Raw genomic sequence first — 17,738 nt, 5'->3', positions numbered from 1 at the left:
ATGACGTGGGAGAGGCGATTGTTGTTACATCTGGTAAGGGTGGCGTGGGAAAAACAACGACGACAGCTAACTTAGGAACCGCTTTGGGCATGCAAGGTAAGAAAGTTTGCTTAGTTGATACAGACATCGGCTTACGCAACTTAGATGTCATTATGGGGCTTGAGAATCGTATTATCTATGATTTAGTAGACGTAGCGGACGGGTCATGCCGACTGAAACAAGCCCTCATTAAGCACAAAGATGTAGAAGAACTCTATCTCCTGCCTGCAGCACAGACAAAGGACAAAAATGACATTGAACCAGAGCAAATCTCAAAGATCATTCAGGAATTAAAGCAGGACTTTGACTATATTATCATTGACTGTCCCGCAGGTATTGAGCAAGGATTCCGTAATGCTGTAACCGGTGCGGATCGTGCCGTAGTAGTGACAACACCGGAGAAATCAGCCGTTAGAGATGCTGATCGTATTATTGGCTTACTTGAGGCTGAGAAGATGGAAGCACCACGTCTTGTCATCAACCGAATTAGACCTAAAATGATGAGAAAAGGTGAGATGCTTGACGTTGATGAAATAGTCAACATTCTGGCCATTGATTTACTGGGCATCGTTCCGGATGATGAACATGTGATTAGAGCTTCTAATGAGGGGATTCCAACTGTCATGAATCCTCATTCAAAAGCTTCTATTGCTTACAATAACATTGCCAGAAGAATACTTGGAGACTCTATACCACTCATGAATCTAGATGAAGATGAAGGCGTCTTCTCTAAAATGAAACGCATGTTTGGCATGCGAGCCTAAAAAGCATACAAGCCTATCAACGCTTGCGTGCTCAAAAAACTTTTCTCCTAGGACACTTAGGAAAGTTATCATAAGGACCAGGCCACCCTTACGCCACTAAGGGCGGTCTTTTTTTATGATCCCGCCTTTTATGATTTCCACCTGTGAATTCTATTAAAAGACATTCGCCTTGATCTTTGCCCAATGTCCGTACTCAAGAGTATTTTTATAAAAAGATAAAAAGATTAAGATATCTCTTGATTTTGTATACGCTTACAATTACAATACAACTAAACCGATTTACTAAACCGATTTAGTGAATCGCAAACGATAATGTTGAAGGAGTAAAGATGAAAAGAGTTACAATGTCAGATGTTGCCAATGAGGCAAACGTTTCAAAAAGTACAGTCTCCCAATATATTAACAAACGCTATGATTACATGGGAGAGGACACAAAGACGCGCATTGAGCAAGCCATTCGTCAATTAGGCTACCAACCAAATTACGTTGCGCGAAGCTTGAAACAGAAAAAAACGTCTACAATTGGCGTCATCGTTGCTAACATTTTGCACTCATTCTCAACACAATTGATCAGAGCCATCGAGGATTTCTGTCACGAGCATGATTTTCATGTCATCGTTTGTAATGCCGATGATGATCCAGTGAAGGAAAAGAAATACATAGATATGTTACGAGCCAAACAAGTAGACGGATTAATTGTTGTTCCCACCGGTCGAAATATAACCCTTTACGAGCAAATGGTAGATGAGACATTTCCTTTAGTATTTGTGGATAGAGTGGTAGAGGGTCTACCTGTACATACGCTTATGCTAGATAACGAGAAAGCTAGTTCCCTAGCTGTGGAACACCTTATTGCAAGCGGGTATGAAGATATCGGGATCATCACAGCATCTATCGTTAATCATTTACCCCCTCGTGTTGAACGTATTAATGGCTACAAACAAGCACTGTTGAAGCACGGGATAGACGTTAATCAATCCTATATTAAGAGTGCCGAGCCTGTGTATATTCAATCATCTTTGAAAGATATGCTCTCCTTGTCCAAACCGCCAAAAGCGCTAGTCCTCGCCAATGACCTCGTTCTGATGGAAACATTGGCCTATATAAAAGAGGAGAATTTGACGATTCCAGATGATTTAGCGATTGTAGGGATTGATGATGTGTCTTTTGCCAGTCTTTTTAACCCAGCACTGACGACTGTGGCCCAACCCGCTTTTGAAATGGGAAAAAAGGCAGCTTGTATACTCCTACAGTTAATAAGTCAATCGGACGAAACGGAGCAAGAGTATATTCTTCGGTTTGAACCGACATTAAAACATAGGCAATCAACATAATGTCACTTATGCAAAATACTCTTATCTTCATGGAAAGTCACTAGAAGATTCATTATATTTTGCCAATGTGATCGGTTCGATGGTTGTTAGTGTCTCTGGTGATAACGAAGGGCTTCCTTACCTTGAAGATGTGTTAGTTAAGCTGGGAGAGAAAGAACGGATGGATAGGTAGGTAGAAAGACGGAAAATACGCTCGTGGCCCATATGATAACGCCCGACGATATGATGGAAGGGGAATGACGAAGACGGACTACGTCACAGAGGCAGCAAGAAGGTTGAAGGAGGTGCTGGCGATTTGAAGACAACGATAAAAACAATAGCCAATGAAGTGAAAGAAGTCCTGTTAAACGTGAATGAGAACCAGGCGGTCCAGGTAAGTCACGCGCTTCAAAAGGCAAAACGTATCTTTGTTCTAGGTGAGGGAAGATCAGGTTTAATGGGGAAGGCCTTTGCCATGAGACTGATGCACGGGGGCTTTACCGTCTACGTCGTCGGTGAAACGATCACCCCCAGTATCAACAGAGGCGATTTGTTAGTGGCCATTTCAGGCTCAGGCAAAACTGAACAAATGGTCCAGTTTGCCAATAAGGCACATAAAGCGGGTGCCCGTGTACTGGCCGTCACGGCACAACCGACCTCACCACTAGCATCGCTAAGTGACACCCTACTGACGATTCCGGCCGCAACGAAATATCGTCATGAACATGAGCCCAAAACCATACAACCGTTAGGTAATCAATTTGACCAAAGCCTACATTTGATGCTAGACGCCATCATTATTGACAGTCTAAGAAAAAAAGAGACGAATGACATTCAAGAAGATATGAGAAACAGGCACGCAAACTTAGAATAAGGAAGGAAGAAGACGATGACAGATGTGCAAATGTCACCACAGAATCTGAAAAAATTAGTCATAGAGAAATTAACAGATGCATCGTTAGTGCAAGAGCATGCTGAGGTTGTGGCCGACGTTTTAGTTCATGCAGATTTACGCGGGGTGAGTTCCCATGGTGTTCTCCGTACGGAACATTATGTCAGACGGCTGAAAGAAGGTAGCATAAACCCCAACCCTTTGTTTTCTATGAAAGAAACGGGTCCTTGTTCCGCCACCTTTGATGGTGATGATGGCATGGGCCACGTCGTCATGAAGGAAGCGATGGATCAAGCCATCGACATGGCTAGAAAGAATGGTATTGGCACGATCGGAATCGTAAATAGCAGCCATTGCGGCGCTTTATCTTATTTTGTACAGCAAGCAGCAGAGGAAAATATCGTTGGCATGGCAGTGACGCATACGGATAACATTGTCGTCCCATTTGGAGGAGCCAAGCCTTATTTTGGAACAAATCCTATTGCGTACGGCTTTCCGGCTAGAAACCATAAACCAGTCGTACTAGATATGGCTACAAGTCATGTCGCTTTTGGGAAGGTCCTTCACGCGCGTGAAGCCGGAAAGGACATACCGAATAATTGGGGGGTTGATGCTTCAGGTCAAGCAACAACAAACCCTCATGATGTGTCTTACCTCCTGCCATTTGCAGGGCCGAAAGGGTACGGACTAGGGATGGTGGTGGATATTCTATCCGGTGTACTTACCGGTTCCTCATTTGGACCAAATATAACAAAGATGTATGGAGATTACGACAAAAAGCGTAAGCTAGGGCATTTCATCATGACGATCAATCCTGCAATGTTTACGAATGTCGACGATTTCTTAGATTCAATGGACCAAATGATTGATGACATTCATCAGGTTGAGCCGGCAAAAGGCTTTGAGAAAGTACTCGTTCCTGGTGAGCCTGAGCAGTTAAAAGAGGAACAAGCCCTACGAGAAGGTGTCACCATCACAAAAACGATCAATGATTATTTAATGCAATGACAATGTTGTAAGCGGTTAACAAACCGTTCACATATCAGCATACAAACATAAGGGGGAAACTCAAAATGAAAAACATCAAATTGTTCATGTTATTGACTGCTTTTACCTTATTACTTACAGCTTGTGGAGGAAACGATACGGCATCAACGGATGAGGGAGGGGACTCTGGTGACACCATTAAATGGAGAATGGGTCACTTAGCGGATGAGGATCACATTTGGCATGAAACATCATTAAAGTTCGCAGAGTTAGTGAAGGAAAAAACGGATGGTCAAATTGACATTAGTATCTATCCTAATAACCAATTAGGTGGGGAAACGGACACGTTAAACAGTATTCGTTCTGGAAATGTAGATTTACTCATTACGGGAGAAACGATGCAAAACTGGGCTCCAAAAGCGGCTCTATTAGCCGTTCCTTACGCCTTTCGTGACAGCGATCACTTAAGCAAAGTGGTAGAGGGGGACATCGGCCGCGAGATTGAAGAAGACATCATTGAAGAAGTGGGTGTGACCCCGTTATTTTACATGGAGCGTGCACCACGTAATTTAACATCAAATGAACCGATTACAAGCCCAAATGACTTAGATGGATTTAGAATGCGTGTGCCAAACGTGCCATTATTCATGGATGCATGGGAAACGGCAGGGGCTAGTCCACAAGTAATGGACTTCAATGAGGTATTCACAGGACTTCAACAAGGAGTCATCCATGGACAAGAAAACCCTGTAGACCTCATTCACAGTGGTGGATTATATGAAGTACAGGATTATGTTAATTTAACAGAACACGTTTACTCTTGGATTTATGTGGTCGTTGGAAATGACCAATTCGAAGCTTTATCGGACGACCTTCAAGCAGCTGTTTTGGAAGCTGCCGAGGAAGCCAAGGCGTATGGTGATCAATTATTCGAGGAAGAAATTCAACACTATCATGAATTACTAGAGTCAGAAGGAATGACATTCCATGAGGTAGATCAAGATGCCTTCCGCAAAGTGATGGAACCAGCCATTGAAGCGTCATTAACAGAAGAGCAATTCGAGCTTTACCAAAAGATATTAGAAGTAGAGTAAATTAACGTGTAGAGGCGTATCAACTAGACGTTGGTAGGCCTCTTTAACAGAAAGGCGTTGACAATATGAAGCCGCTAAAACTATTAGACCGTACTTTGGAGATATTAACTACGCTTTGTTTTATCGGTATAATCACTGTGGTCATGATTCAAATTTCTACAAGATTTCTTCCATTTTCCGCCGTTTGGACAGAAGAATTAACGAGGTTTTTATTTATTTACGCTGTGGCTTTTGGCGCACCGATTGCGATGAAACGTCAAGAGTTCATTAGTATCGATTTAATATTGAACGCCATTCCGGACACATCTCGCCATTATTATCAGGCATTTACAACCTTAATAGTCGTTGGCATTAGTTTTGTTGTCGCTTATGAGGGTTATAACTTTATGATCATCGGTCAAGGGCAAACGTCTGCAACCATGGCCATCGACATGTCTTGGATTCATGCTAGTATTGGCTTGTCGTCTTTGCTCATAGGATTTTATGCACTAGTGAATATCATTGAACTTTTTTCTTCTAAGCAGAAACGGGGTGAACAATCATGATGGCACTCGTACTCTTCCTCTCTTTTCTACTTTTAATGTGTTTGGGTATTCCTATCGCCTTCAGTTTAGGGATATCTTCACTCATTTATCTACTCGTGGCAGATATCGGGTTGAACATCATACCCCAACGCATATTTGGAGGGATTAATTCCTTCGTGCTGTTGTGTATTCCCGGGTTCATTTTAGCTGGCAATTTAATGAACGCAAGTGGGATAACAGAACGTATCATCCGATTTGCTAATGATGTTGTGGGACATATTCGTGGAGGATTAGGGCTGGCGAACATCGGTTCATCCATGGGATTCGCTGGGATTTCAGGCACGGCACTTGCGGATACTGCCAGTATCGGTTCTGTGATGATCCCCTCGATGAAGAAAGAAGGTTATGATGCAGGTTTTTCGGCTGCTGTCACGTCATCATCATCCACCGTAGGACCGATCATTCCACCTTCTTTACCGCTCATTATCGTGGGAACACTGGCGGGTGTATCCATCGGTGACTTATTCCTAGCGGGGGCTATACCAGGCGTCTTATTAGGGGTTGGACTTATGATTGTGGCATACGCCATTTCCGTTAAGCGTCAGTATCCCAAAGAAGAGCGAAAGCCGTTCCTTGTGATTGTCAAATCCTTTTTCGGTGCATTTTGGGCTATCCTTATGACATTCATTATATTATACGGGATTTTAGGTGGTTTTTTCACCCCTACCGAAGCATCCATTGTGGCTGTCTTATACGCCCTCGTCATTGGTCTATTCGTATATAAAAATTTAAAACTAAAACAAATTCCTAAGATTATACTCGATTCAATGGTGAGTACGTCGGCCATTTTGATGCTCGTTGGATTTGCCAATTTATTCGGGTGGATCCTCGTGAGTGAGCAAATTCCAATTTTAGTGGCAGACACGATATTAAGTATAACAGAGAGCCCTATACTCGTGACTCTGCTGATTATTCTTTTGCTTTTATTCGTGGGTACGTTTATGGAGACGATCGCAGCGCTAGTGATTTTGTTCCCTGTACTGTTACCCGTAGCGACAACGATAGGGATGGAACCTGTACACTTTGGCATTTTAATGGTGCTGACATTAATTATAGGGCTATCTACACCACCAGTTGGGGTGTGCCTATTCGTCGCATCAAGTATCGGTAAAATTTCAATATGGGAAACAACAAAAGCGTTAGTCCCATTCTTAATTGTAAGTTTAATCGTACTATTACTCGTAGCATTTATTCCAGCGTTAACCTTATTCTTACCAAATGTGATTGATTAAAGAAGGAGGCGACATCATGAAGGCCGTAAGTGTGAAGGAAGCGGGTTCTATTGAGGTCATAGAGAAAGAGAAACCAGAAATAAGAGAAAAAAATGAGGTGCTCGTACAGATCAAAATGGTTGGCATCTGCGGTTCAGATATGCACATCTACCATGGTACGAATCCTCTAGCGACGTATCCTCGAGTCATCGGACATGAAGTGACAGGAGAGGTCGTCGAGATTGGCGAGCAGGTGAATACATTAAAACCAGGGGATAAGGTGGTACTAGAACCCATCGATACATGCGGAACATGTTATGCATGTAGGAATGGACGCAGTAACGTTTGTCAGAATCTTGAAGTTTACGGTGTCCATCGAGATGGGGGCATGCAGCAATATATTGTTGTCCCCAGTGCAAACCTGCACAAAGTAGAACCGGACGTACCGTATCAAGCATCCGTTTTAGTGGAGCCTTTTACCATCGGGGCCCAAGCGAATTGGCGGGGCCAAGTTCAAGAGGGTGACTCGGTATTGATTCAAGGGGCGGGTCCCATAGGGATCTGTTGTTTGAAGATGGCTAAATTACTAGGAGCCAAGTGTTATATCACCGATTTAAGTGAGGAACGATTAGCATTCGCGAAACAGAGTGGGGCAGATGAAGTGATCCATGCAGGTAATAAAGACGTGGAACAGGAAATCATGTCACTCACTTCCGGAGAAGGAGCGAATGTTGTCATCGATGCGGTTTGTATTCCCCACACATTTGAACTTGGGGTACGAGTGGCTTCGAATGCAGGTCGTATCGTAGTGCTAGGCTTTACGGAGCAAACGTCAGCTATACCGCAATTACCACTAACGAAGCAAGAACTTACAGTGGTTGGTTCACGCTTACAAACGAATCAATTCCCAAATGTCATTAAACGCTTAAATCAAAAAGAATTGAACGTCGATGGGATGGTGACTCACACGTTCCCTGTGGAGGACATCCAGGAAGCCTTGGAATATATTGAACGTTATCCTGATGAAGTACGAAAAGCGGTTATGACTTTTTAATGAAGAACAACTAGACAGCTAGCAACAACATGTTAGGGAGGGTTTATGATGAGAATGACGTTTAGATGGTTTGGGGAAAACAACGACCATGTCACACTCCAACAGATCAAACAAATTCCGGGTGTAGAAGGAATCGTTTGGGCTTTACATGATGTTCCTGCAGGGGAAGAATGGCCCATGGAAAAGATACAAAAAGTGAAAGCGCAAGCGGACGCTAACGATCTACATATTGATGTAGTAGAGAGTGTGAATGTACACGAGGATATTAAGTTGGGGCGACCGACAAGAGATCAGTATATAGAGAACTATAAGCGAACGATTGAAAAATTAGCACAAGTAGGGGTAAAAGTCATTTGTTATAATTTTATGCCCATATTTGATTGGTTAAGAACCGATTTAGCAAAGCCACTTGAAGACGGGTCTACCGCGTTGTTTTATGAGGGTTCCAAGATTCATGATGTAGACCCCTTTGATTTAGTGAAACAGATTGCTGAAAACTCGGAATTAACCATGCCTGGATGGGAACCAGAACGTTTGGCTGATTTGACTCAGCTTTTTAAAGCTTATGAAGGCGTCACTGAGGAAGATTTATGGGCCAATCTTGCCTATTTCCTAGAACAAATTATCCCTGTAGCGGCAGAACATGATATTAAAATGGCCATCCACCCGGATGATCCACCATGGTCTGTTTTTGGTCTTCCACGTATTATAACCAACAAAGCGAATATAGAGCGACTGTTGAACCTCGTGGATAGTCCTTATCATGGCGTAACGTTATGTAGTGGATCACTCGGAGCAAACAAAGATAACGATGTGGCTGAGATGGTACGAGCTTTTGCTAATCGCATTCCGTTTGCCCATATTCGCAACTTGAGAATTTATGAAAATGGTGATTTCATCGAGACGTCCCATCGGACGCAGGATGGGTCCGTCGACATTTACGACATTGTGAAGGCCTACCATGAGAACGGTTATACAGGATATGCCCGCCCCGACCACGGAAGACACCTTTGGGACGAGGTGTGTCGACCTGGATATGGCCTTTATGATCGAGCACTCGGCATCATGTATCTATGGGGAATCTGGGATTCTTTAGAGCGTATGAAACAAGCATAGGTGGAGCTATTCATCATGTCAAACCGAGCTTGAATTAAAAAAATGCATCGTTTTAACCAAACGTTCATCTTGCTATGAGCATTTGATGAACAGTCAAAAAGGGAGGCTTAATAACGTGCTATCTTTGAATGAGAACTTAAAAGGGAAAGTGGCAGTTGTGACGGGAGGAAGTGGTGTATTGTGTAGCGCAATGGCTAGAGAGTTAGGGCGACAAGGCGTTAAGGTGGCCATTCTCAACCGCACCGCAGAAAAAGGAAAGCAAGTGGAGGCAGACATTAAAGACGCAGGTGGAGAGGCCTTAGCTATTGCTTGTGATGTGTTAAAGGTGGAAAGCGTGATTGAAGCAGAACAGAAAATCACAGAAGCATTCGGTGTTTGTGATATTCTGATTAATGGCGCTGGGGGAAACCATCCCGACGGCACCACCACCAACGAAACCTTTCAAACAGAAGACCTTGATAGAGACGGTATTTCCACTTTTTTCGATATGAAGGAAGAAGGATTCCAACACGTCTTTAACCTGAATATACTGGGAACAGTGATCCCAACACAGGTCTTCTTAAAAAAAATGGTTGAAAAAGATGAAGCAGTTGTCATCAATATGTCGTCGATGAGTGCCCCCTCCCCTATGACAAAGGTACCAGCATACAGTGCGGCCAAAGCGGCCATTGATAATTTTACCCAGTGGCTGGCTGTTCATATGGCACAGTCTGGTATAAGGGTCAACGCCATCGCGCCAGGATTTTTCTTAACGGACCAAAATCGGAAACTTTTGTTGAATGAAGATGGGTCTTTAACGGATCGCTCTCATAAAATTATCTCTCATACGCCGATGCGCAGATTTGGAGAACCGGAAGATTTGTTAGGTACGCTCATGTGGTTATGTGACGAGGAGATGTCTAGATTCGTAACTGGTGTGACCATACCCGTAGATGGCGGTTTTATGGCCTACTCAGGCGTGTAGGCGTATGTCGTATAGAAACCCTCCTTAGCGGAAAATTAAACGAAAGGGAGGGTTTTATATGGGCAAAAAATCTTTAGAAAACAAAGGAGAGCGTAACAAGTACACACCATTGTCTACAGAGTATAACTACGTGCATTCCAGAACTTTAGAAGAGTTTCCTGAGGGACCTTATGGCTCTGCTACCAATACAATGTTAGGGAAAACGTCTGGATGGGATACAGGTGAAGAAGTTAACCCCCGCTTCTCCTACGAAAATGAACAGTTACACGAAGCATCCGAGCGTCATGATGAATTTGCTGATCCCATAAGAGAGCACCCAAAAGGTCACTTAGAATAATGACAACATGATAACAGACAGAAAATGGTAAATATTCTCAACCTAAACTTAACCTAAACTCTGCCTCAACTGGTAGGGTTTTTTTCATGTTGGCAGTCATGTTTTCTACAGACAAGCATATTATGTACCAAGTAGATCATTGGTTGAGGGGTGAAGATATGGAATTCGAAAATTATAAAGAAGGAATCAAAAAGAGAAGAGCCGAGCGTCTACGACTTCTTCGGAAGAAACAACGTTTACATGAAACCAGCACCCCGTTTCAAAAGACCATGAGCACTCAACAGGATGCTTATCATACTTACTTTGACTATAACGAACCAGAAGAAAGAATGGATCACAAGGGGGTATTGCCACTATTATTTAAAATATTTATCTCCTTGTTAATTGTGGGTGCGGGGTACTTTGTTTTGGAATCGGACAGACCTGAGCTATTGGAAGTCCAAGGTTATATGACTGAAGTGCTTCAAAGAGATTTTAATGTTCAAGGTGTCACTGCGTGGATGGAATCTTATACAGGAAGTGAGGTGACGTTTTTACCCCAAATCGTACAACGTCCAGAAACAGAGCCTCCGCCATCAGATTATGGTGTTCCGGTGAGCGCGGGGAAGGTCGTGTCCAATTTTGGACAAACGCAGCAAGGCATTATGGTTGGAACGACAGATTCATTACCCGTTGAAGCGATAAAAGAAGGGTGGGTGACCTTTGTAGGTGAAAAGGAAGGTCTTGGGTTTACCATCATTATTGAACATGGTGACGGCGAAGAATCTTGGTATGCCCAGATCAAAGATGCCAACATTGCCCTACACGATTGGGTGCAGCAAGGGGATGTCGTCGGTTACACACGGGTTGATGAAGAGTCACAGGACGGGACCTTTTACTTTGCTTTAAAAAAAGACTCTAAATTTATTGATCCTTTGGACGTGATTCCCTTTGACTAACCGCCTTGCTGTACATCCACTGTTTTTCTTAATCGTATTCATCGCACTTGTCTACGACTTTATATACGAAGTGTTGCTATTATTTACTGTCGTTCTTATCCATGAATTAGGACATGCATTAACAGCCCATTTCCTTGGATGGAGAGTAAGGAAAATACAGTTATTACCAATTGGCGGTGTGGCTGAAATTGATGAGTATGGGACGGCTCCGATGAAGGAAGAGTGGATGGTCACCCTAGCCGGTCCTCTTACCAATGTGATCATGCTCGGAGCAGGCTATGGTTTACTGCAGGTCGGTGTTTGGGAAGAGCCCTTCGCATACGCTTTTCTCAATGTTAACGCCGTCATTTTATTATTTAACCTTTTACCGATCTGGCCATTGGATGGTGGGCGTTGCCTACAGCTACTATTATGCCTGCTACTCCCGTATTATCGAGCCGTCAAATGGACCCTCTGGATCAGTTTGTTTGGCGTCAGTTTATATATCCTAGTTGTGCTTTTTGTTATGCCACAAGCGTTGTATTTATGGATGATTTCTGTCTTTCTTGTTTTTTCTATTTATATTGAATTTAAACAGTCTTCATTTCAGTTTCTTCGTTTTCTGATGCACCGTCACTATGGTAAAAAAGATGACTTCCCCTTAGATACCACTAGCGTCCATGTGTCTCCCTATGACACCTTGCATACTGCATTGGAGAAAATGTTTAGACATAAGAGCCATTACTTTTTCGTCATGCAGGCTAATCAATTCGTTTATTTGTTTAGTGAAGAGGAGATGTTGTCTTACTACTTTGAAAAACAACGTAGTCATTGTACAGTGCAACGACTTTTGAGGTAAAATAGGAAGGAGCGGCAGGACTTAATGTAAAAATGAGGTGCGAAGTAAGTGAAGAAACTGTACATACAGCGTCTATTAGACGAAACGAAAGTGATTCTAACTGAGCACGATAAACCCATCGAGTATTGGGTTGAACGAACAGAGATAAAAGAGCAAGTTGGCCACATATATAAAGGAAAAGTTGAAAATGTTTTACCCGGTATGGAAGCATGTTTTGTCGATATAGGGACAGAGAAAAACGCGTTTCTCCATGTGAACGAAGCTTATCCTATCAACGACATTAATCGTTTTACGGAAGAGAGACTCCCTCCCATCCAGCAACTGGTGACACAGGGTGAGGAGGTTTTAGTCCAAATACAAAAGGAAGCAACGGGGACGAAAGGGCCTAAAGTCACAACAAACCTGAACTTCCCAGGGCGTTACCTCGTTTACATGCCTTTTGGTCGTTACGTCGGAGTGTCACGTAAGATTACTTCTGAGGAAGAACGAGAACGATTGAAACAGTTAGGAGAGTCTTTTATACAAGATCGTGAGGGACTGATCTTACGTACGGCGTGTGCTGAAGTGTCTGAAGCGGAACTGAAACAAGATATCGATAATTTACGAGATCAGTGGCATGCCTTACAGAAAGAGGCTCACGGTGCTCAGCCCAAACAACTGATTTATGAGGAGAGGGACGTCCTTTCCAGAATCGTAAGAGACTTGTTGACTGTAGACGTTCACGCTTGCGTTGTGAACGACCGAAGCGCAATCCAAACCCTTCAGAAGAAAGTACAGCATTATCCCGAACTTGAAAGCAAAATCCAACTTTATACTGAAAAAGAAAACATGCTTGATTTCTTTGGATTACGATCAGAGTTAGATAAAGCATTACGGAGAAAGGTATGGTTAAAAAATGGCGCTTACCTGATCATTGACCACACGGAAGCACTCACATCAATCGATGTGAATACAGGTAAGTTTACGGGGAAACAGAACCTCGAACAGACTATTCGCCAAACGAATCTTGAAGCCACACGGGAGATTGCGAGGCAATTGCGACTCAGGGATATCGGTGGGATCATCATCATTGATTTCATCGATATGTCAGATGAAGAAGGGCGCTCACAAGTCTTACGAGCGTTAGGGCAGGCTGTGAAGCAAGATCGGACGAAAACGACTGTTGTAGGATTTACCTCGTTAGGACTCGTTGAGCTTACAAGAAAAAAGATGAGGCAAAGCCTACGGGAAACGTTAATGACGGATTGTCCTCAATGTGAGGGTACGGGAAAAGCCTTTTCCACTGCGACAATCGTATCTCAAGTCAAAGAGCTCATTTGGGATTACCGGCATTTGGACACAGAAGCGATGTTACTTCAAGTACATCCACAGCTGGAAAAAGCCTTAAATGGGGAGTACAAGGAAACGGTCAAACACCTTGAAAAAGAGGTCGGTTATAAGTTATACTTTTACAGGTCACCAACACAACATCGTGACAATGTATCCATTCTATTATATGGACGAGAGGCCGAAGTGAGTAAAAAGCTACAAGCGCTGGTTGGTTGACACCTAGATACGCTATATGGTAAGCTTACATTTGTGTTAGTTTTTGTGTGCTTGGGTCTCCAGGCATACTGTAACCGCACATCCTAGGTACCGAAAGTGGTTATATCAATGATGTGAGTAACCCACCTAGCATTGGCGAGTCTGAGTATATGAGGGAGGTGCCAAGAGATGTACGCTATTATTGAAACTGGTGGAAAGCAATATAAAGTTGAAAAAGGATCTGAGCTTTATATCGAAAAGCTTCACGCAGATGAGGGTGACACTGTCACGTTTGATCACGTCGTTTTAGTGAACAAGGACGGTAATGTTCAAGTCGGAACACCGACTATTGACGGAGCATCTGTCTCTGCGAAAGTAGACCGTCACGGCAAAGGTAAAAAAATCCTCGTTTATAAGTACAAAGCGAAGAAAAATTACCGTCGTAAACAAGGTCACCGTCAGCCATACACTAAAGTTGTGGTTGATGATATCAAAGCTTAATTGAGGTATGAAAATTGATTACAATTAGGATCAAGCGAAACACTCAAAGTGAGATTACAGCATTCAAGATTACAGGACATTCTCTATATGCGAATCCCGGAGAAGATATTATATGTTCCGCTGTATCTGCGATCTCGATTGGGACCGTCAACGCTGTTGAAAAGCTCCTAGCCATCCCACTTGATCGTTATACGGAAGTAAAAGATGGCTTTCTCCACTGCGTGCTTCCAAGTATAGATCAGAAGGACACACAAGAGAAAATGCAACTCTTACTAGAAGCAATGATCGTTTCGTTTGAGTCGATTATGATGAATGAAGAATACAAACCCTATATACAGTTAATTGATGGGAGGTGAACGACATGCTTAAAATGAATCTACAACTATTCGCACAGAAAAAAGGTGTAGGTAGTACAAAGAACGGCCGTGATTCAATCTCTAAACGCCTAGGTGCTAAGCGAGGAGATGGTCAGGCAGTAAAAGCAGGTAACATTCTAGTACGTCAACGCGGTACTAAAATTTACCCTGGTACGAACGTAGGTATCGGTGGTGACGACACTCTATTTGCTAAAGCAGAAGGTGTTGTTCGCTTCGAACGCCTTGGGCGTGACCGTAAAAAAGTAAGTGTTTACCCTGCGTAAGTAAGCAACCTTTAAAGACCTCTTTTGAACATTGTTCAGAAGAGGTTATTTTTATGTATAAAAATATGAAAAAGCAATGACATATGCAACATGCATCAAACGATGTAAGCATCATGGGAGAACGGAGCTTGCTCTTTACTTCAACATTTTGACTAGTACTAAATATTATCCGATGACTTAACGGTTTATAATGATTTTAACCCACGATAAATGATATGATGTTCATAATGATAGTGAAGCTGGCCAAGAGTGTGGGGGAGAGAACGGTGAGTAATAAAGAAGAACAATTATTAAATCTGCTGAAGCATTATCGTCATGATTGGCTCAATGATATTCAAATTGTAAAAGGATATCTCACTCTGGGTAAAATAGAGGATGCCCAAAGACATATGGACCGTATCATCTTTAACGCACAAGATGAGTCCAGAATCAGCCAAATTGGTGACGCTGAACTGGCTTATGAACTGATGACATATAATTGGGTGCAAAAGAAAGTCAAGCTTCATTATGAGTTAGACTTGGAAGAGGAGCAAGACTTACGTACGGTCACCGTAAAGTATCCGACGCTCAAGGAATGGGTACAAGGCATATTGAAGCTGTCTCAAGACGTATGCATCGAGGAAGCGGACAATAACCTATACTTAAGCTTTGATGTTAAATCTGATGTCTTGGAATTAAGTCTAGAGTTAGATGGACAGTCTAATCATAGAGAGGCAAGAAAGGCCTTGCAGTCATTAGAAAACGACATTGGACACAAGGATCAACGTATGCACTGTGAAAAATTAGAATCACAAGAGTGGATGGTCACCATTGTACTTCCTGTGGATGACGTCCGCGTTTGAGAAGAAACCTAGAGGTGAAACAAGCATGTTTGTAGATAAAGTGAATATATACATTAAGGCTGGTGACGGAGGTAACGGGATGGTTGCTTTTCGTCGAGAAAAATTTGAGCCGGACGGAGGGCCTGCCGGTGGAGACGGTGGTCAAGGTGCGGATATTGTTTTAGAGGTAGATGAAGGACTGCGTACCCTCATGGATTTTAGGTATCAGAAGCACTTTAAAGCCAAGAGGGGTGAGAACGGAAAGCCTAAGAAACAAAACGGTCAGAATGCAAAAGATATGGTTGTTCGTGTGCCGCCCGGAACAACAGTCGTTGACCAAGACACTGGTGATGTCATTGCCGATCTCATTCATCAAGGGCAGCGTGCCATTATTGCTAAAGGAGGAAGAGGCGGTAGAGGGAACGTAAGGTTTGCCACTCCGCGTAACCCCGCGCCTTACCATGCAGAAAATGGGGAGCCAGGACAAGAACGCTACGTAACCCTAGAGCTAAAAGTATTAGCGGATGTGGGGTTGGTGGGTTTTCCTAGTGTCGGCAAGTCAACGTTGTTATCGGTGCTCACATCAGCAAAACCAAAGATCGCCGCCTATCACTTTACGACGTTGACTCCTAACTTAGGTGTTGTTGACGTTGGAGAGCGAAGCTTCGTTATGGCTGATCTCCCTGGGCTGATTGAAGGGGCACATGAAGGTGTAGGATTAGGTCACCAATTCCTCAAACACATTGAAAGAACGCGTGTTATTGTTCATGTGATTGATATGGCCGGTTCTGAAGGACGCGACCCACTACAGGATTATGAGCAAATTAACAAAGAGCTCGATGAGTATCATTATCGTCTGGAAGAACGACCACAAATTGTGGTCGCCAACAAAATGGACTTGCCCGGTGCAGATGAGCATTTACAAACATTTAAAGAGACATACAGTGACCTAAGCGTTTATCCTATATCGGCAGTAACCAAGGAAGGGACGCAAGAACTGGTTTATCGTATAGCTGATCTTTTAGATAGCATACCAGAGCAAACATTTGAGAACACCATACAGGACGCTCAAGAGCAACATGTGACTTACGGGTTCCAAGAGGAGGACCAAGGCTTTGAGGTCCATAAAGATGAAGAAGTCTTTGTGGTCACTGGCGAGAAGGTTGAGCGACTGTTCAAGATGACTAAGTTTGAGTATGAAGAATCCGTTATGAAGTTTGCTCGAACCTTAAAGAACATGGGAGTTGACCGTGCCCTAAGGGATTTAGGAGCAGAAGATGGAGATACTGTCCGTATCTTGGATTATGAGTTTGAGTTTACAGAGTAACAATTTAACTTTAGGGACAATGAGTTCTTCAGAAGTGCTCAACACATGATACCGAGAAAAAATAAACGAATATAACCGTCATGGAACAGACTGAAAGAAGCACTGGAGTTGAGACTCTAGTGTTTTTTTTAATGGAGTGGTCAGAAAAATAAAAAAATGATTGTATTTTAACACAAAGCTTGCTATAATTGTCCATTATAAATAAACGCATGTATTTTCAGGGAGGACAAAAATATGGAGCATAACAAGGAAACTTACTACCTTATACGCTCAGATATATTACCAGAATCCATTCAAAAAACGATTGAAGCGAAGAAAACCTTAGAGAGAGGAGAAGTTGCAACGATACAGCAGGCTGTAGAGCGTGTGGGGTTAAGTCGAAGCGCGTACTATAAGTACAAAGATGCCGTTCACCCCTTCAATGCGATGATGAAACAAAAAATTATCACCATATCGTTAAATCTTGATCATCGTACAGGGGTGCTCTCTAATCTGCTGAGCTATATCGCGCAGAGCAGAGGGAATGTCCTCACGATTAACCAGACCATTCCTTTACAAGGTCTGGCTAACGTTGTCCTAAGCGTTGAGACGGCACATATGAATTTATCAGCCACACAGTTGACAGAAGAGCTCAAACAGATTGAAGGGATTCAAAAAGTGGTGATTGTAGGACAGGGGCAGTCATGATGCCCCCTAGATGAGGATCATTCACTCATAAGAAGGCAAGAAGGATCATGTGACTAGCGATGACAACACCCAAGAAGAGTGACCGTTAACAAAAATATAGATAAAAC

Annotated in this window: 20 protein-coding genes and 1 other annotated feature; all 20 genes read left to right on the top strand. The window is 42.9% G+C overall.

Annotated elements, in window-relative coordinates:
- Nucleotides 1-5 precede the first annotated feature (5 nt).
- Nucleotides 6-803 (top strand): septum site-determining protein MinD, encoded by a 798-nt coding sequence (gene minD / locus JKM87_RS10055; protein ID WP_202080225.1) that lies wholly within the window; start codon nucleotides 6-8, stop codon nucleotides 801-803.
- 329 nt (nucleotides 804-1,132) lie between these two features.
- On the top strand, nucleotides 1,133-2,137 hold the full coding sequence (locus tag JKM87_RS10050) for a substrate-binding domain-containing protein (protein ID WP_202080224.1): 1,005 nt from the start codon (nucleotides 1,133-1,135) through the stop codon (nucleotides 2,135-2,137).
- Between the two features lie 295 nt (nucleotides 2,138-2,432).
- Nucleotides 2,433-2,990 carry a 6-phospho-3-hexuloisomerase gene (gene hxlB, locus JKM87_RS10045; RefSeq protein ID WP_202080223.1) on the top strand — a complete coding sequence of 186 codons (558 nt, stop codon included), beginning with the start codon at nucleotides 2,433-2,435 and terminating at the stop codon, nucleotides 2,988-2,990.
- A gap of 15 nt (nucleotides 2,991-3,005) precedes the next feature.
- Complete coding sequence (gene allD / locus JKM87_RS10040) at nucleotides 3,006-4,016, top strand: ureidoglycolate dehydrogenase (RefSeq protein WP_202080222.1); 1,011 nt, start codon at nucleotides 3,006-3,008, stop codon at nucleotides 4,014-4,016.
- 65 nt (nucleotides 4,017-4,081) lie between these two features.
- Nucleotides 4,082-5,089 (top strand): TRAP transporter substrate-binding protein, encoded by a 1,008-nt coding sequence (locus tag JKM87_RS10035; RefSeq protein WP_202080221.1) that lies wholly within the window; start codon nucleotides 4,082-4,084, stop codon nucleotides 5,087-5,089.
- Between the two features lie 65 nt (nucleotides 5,090-5,154).
- Nucleotides 5,155-5,634 carry a TRAP transporter small permease gene (locus JKM87_RS10030; RefSeq protein WP_202080220.1) on the top strand — a complete coding sequence of 160 codons (480 nt, stop codon included), beginning with the start codon at nucleotides 5,155-5,157 and terminating at the stop codon, nucleotides 5,632-5,634.
- Nucleotides 5,631-6,905: a TRAP transporter large permease gene (locus JKM87_RS10025; protein WP_202080219.1), complete on the top strand. Its 1,275-nt coding sequence runs from the start codon at nucleotides 5,631-5,633 to the stop codon at nucleotides 6,903-6,905. The genes JKM87_RS10030 and JKM87_RS10025 overlap by 4 nt, the downstream gene beginning before the upstream one ends.
- A 16-nt stretch (nucleotides 6,906-6,921) precedes the next feature.
- Nucleotides 6,922-7,938, top strand: coding sequence for a zinc-binding alcohol dehydrogenase family protein (locus JKM87_RS10020; protein WP_202080218.1), 1,017 nt, complete (start codon nucleotides 6,922-6,924; stop codon nucleotides 7,936-7,938).
- A gap of 48 nt (nucleotides 7,939-7,986) precedes the next feature.
- On the top strand, nucleotides 7,987-9,054 hold the full coding sequence (gene uxuA / locus JKM87_RS10015) for a mannonate dehydratase (RefSeq protein ID WP_202080217.1): 1,068 nt from the start codon (nucleotides 7,987-7,989) through the stop codon (nucleotides 9,052-9,054).
- A gap of 115 nt (nucleotides 9,055-9,169) precedes the next feature.
- Entirely contained in the window at nucleotides 9,170-10,018 is an 849-nt protein-coding gene (locus JKM87_RS10010; protein ID WP_336885161.1) for an SDR family oxidoreductase, read from the top strand.
- A 58-nt stretch (nucleotides 10,019-10,076) separates the two neighbouring features.
- Nucleotides 10,077-10,355 carry a hypothetical protein gene (locus JKM87_RS10005; protein ID WP_202080215.1) on the top strand — a complete coding sequence of 93 codons (279 nt, stop codon included), beginning with the start codon at nucleotides 10,077-10,079 and terminating at the stop codon, nucleotides 10,353-10,355.
- 158 nt (nucleotides 10,356-10,513) lie between these two features.
- The gene (locus tag JKM87_RS10000; protein ID WP_202080214.1) at nucleotides 10,514-11,293 is read left to right on the top strand and encodes a M23 family metallopeptidase; all 780 of its coding nucleotides are present in this window, start codon (nucleotides 10,514-10,516) and stop codon (nucleotides 11,291-11,293) included.
- Complete coding sequence (locus tag JKM87_RS09995; protein WP_202080213.1) at nucleotides 11,286-12,131, top strand: M50 family metallopeptidase; 846 nt, start codon at nucleotides 11,286-11,288, stop codon at nucleotides 12,129-12,131. The genes JKM87_RS10000 and JKM87_RS09995 overlap by 8 nt, the downstream gene beginning before the upstream one ends.
- A gap of 48 nt (nucleotides 12,132-12,179) precedes the next feature.
- Nucleotides 12,180-13,676 (top strand): Rne/Rng family ribonuclease, encoded by a 1,497-nt coding sequence (locus JKM87_RS09990; protein ID WP_202080212.1) that lies wholly within the window; start codon nucleotides 12,180-12,182, stop codon nucleotides 13,674-13,676.
- A gap of 62 nt (nucleotides 13,677-13,738) precedes the next feature.
- Nucleotides 13,739-13,829 (top strand) — a sequence feature (ribosomal protein L21 leader region).
- Between the two features lie 15 nt (nucleotides 13,830-13,844).
- A complete protein-coding gene (rplU, locus tag JKM87_RS09985) occupies nucleotides 13,845-14,156 on the top strand; it encodes a 50S ribosomal protein L21 (protein ID WP_202080211.1) in 312 nt (103 codons plus the stop codon).
- Between the two features lie 14 nt (nucleotides 14,157-14,170).
- Nucleotides 14,171-14,512 carry a ribosomal-processing cysteine protease Prp gene (locus tag JKM87_RS09980; RefSeq protein ID WP_202080210.1) on the top strand — a complete coding sequence of 114 codons (342 nt, stop codon included), beginning with the start codon at nucleotides 14,171-14,173 and terminating at the stop codon, nucleotides 14,510-14,512.
- Between the two features lie 5 nt (nucleotides 14,513-14,517).
- Entirely contained in the window at nucleotides 14,518-14,796 is a 279-nt protein-coding gene (rpmA, locus tag JKM87_RS09975) for a 50S ribosomal protein L27 (RefSeq protein ID WP_202080209.1), read from the top strand.
- Nucleotides 14,797-15,023: 227 nt separating this feature from the next.
- Nucleotides 15,024-15,638, top strand: coding sequence for a Spo0B domain-containing protein (locus tag JKM87_RS09970; RefSeq protein ID WP_202080208.1), 615 nt, complete (start codon nucleotides 15,024-15,026; stop codon nucleotides 15,636-15,638).
- 25 nt (nucleotides 15,639-15,663) lie between these two features.
- Nucleotides 15,664-16,944: a GTPase ObgE gene (gene obgE / locus JKM87_RS09965; protein ID WP_202080207.1), complete on the top strand. Its 1,281-nt coding sequence runs from the start codon at nucleotides 15,664-15,666 to the stop codon at nucleotides 16,942-16,944.
- A 234-nt stretch (nucleotides 16,945-17,178) separates the two neighbouring features.
- Nucleotides 17,179-17,631: an ACT domain-containing protein gene (locus JKM87_RS09960; protein WP_202080206.1), complete on the top strand. Its 453-nt coding sequence runs from the start codon at nucleotides 17,179-17,181 to the stop codon at nucleotides 17,629-17,631.
- The last annotated feature ends 107 nt before the right edge of the window (nucleotides 17,632-17,738 follow it).

The organism is Caldalkalibacillus salinus (assembly GCF_016745835.1).
In the GTDB taxonomy this organism is placed as follows: domain Bacteria; phylum Bacillota; class Bacilli; order Caldalkalibacillales; family JCM-10596; genus Caldalkalibacillus_A; species Caldalkalibacillus_A salinus.
This window is presented reverse-complemented; position numbering and strand designations above follow the sequence as displayed.

Coding starts and splice junctions, on each gene's coding strand:
- JKM87_RS09970 (WP_202080208.1), top strand. CDS start 15,024: ATGATAGTGAAGCTGGCCAAGAGTGTGGGGGAGAGAACGGTGAGTAAT.
- JKM87_RS10025 (WP_202080219.1), top strand. CDS start 5,631: ATGATGGCACTCGTACTCTTCCTCTCTTTTCTACTTTTAATGTGTTTG.
- JKM87_RS10020 (WP_202080218.1), top strand. CDS start 6,922: ATGAAGGCCGTAAGTGTGAAGGAAGCGGGTTCTATTGAGGTCATAGAG.
- uxuA (WP_202080217.1), top strand. CDS start 7,987: ATGAGAATGACGTTTAGATGGTTTGGGGAAAACAACGACCATGTCACA.
- JKM87_RS09960 (WP_202080206.1), top strand. CDS start 17,179: ATGGAGCATAACAAGGAAACTTACTACCTTATACGCTCAGATATATTA.
- rpmA (WP_202080209.1), top strand. CDS start 14,518: ATGCTTAAAATGAATCTACAACTATTCGCACAGAAAAAAGGTGTAGGT.
- rplU (WP_202080211.1), top strand. CDS start 13,845: ATGTACGCTATTATTGAAACTGGTGGAAAGCAATATAAAGTTGAAAAA.
- obgE (WP_202080207.1), top strand. CDS start 15,664: ATGTTTGTAGATAAAGTGAATATATACATTAAGGCTGGTGACGGAGGT.
- allD (WP_202080222.1), top strand. CDS start 3,006: ATGACAGATGTGCAAATGTCACCACAGAATCTGAAAAAATTAGTCATA.
- JKM87_RS10050 (WP_202080224.1), top strand. CDS start 1,133: ATGAAAAGAGTTACAATGTCAGATGTTGCCAATGAGGCAAACGTTTCA.
- JKM87_RS10035 (WP_202080221.1), top strand. CDS start 4,082: ATGAAAAACATCAAATTGTTCATGTTATTGACTGCTTTTACCTTATTA.
- JKM87_RS10000 (WP_202080214.1), top strand. CDS start 10,514: ATGGAATTCGAAAATTATAAAGAAGGAATCAAAAAGAGAAGAGCCGAG.
- JKM87_RS10030 (WP_202080220.1), top strand. CDS start 5,155: ATGAAGCCGCTAAAACTATTAGACCGTACTTTGGAGATATTAACTACG.
- JKM87_RS10005 (WP_202080215.1), top strand. CDS start 10,077: ATGGGCAAAAAATCTTTAGAAAACAAAGGAGAGCGTAACAAGTACACA.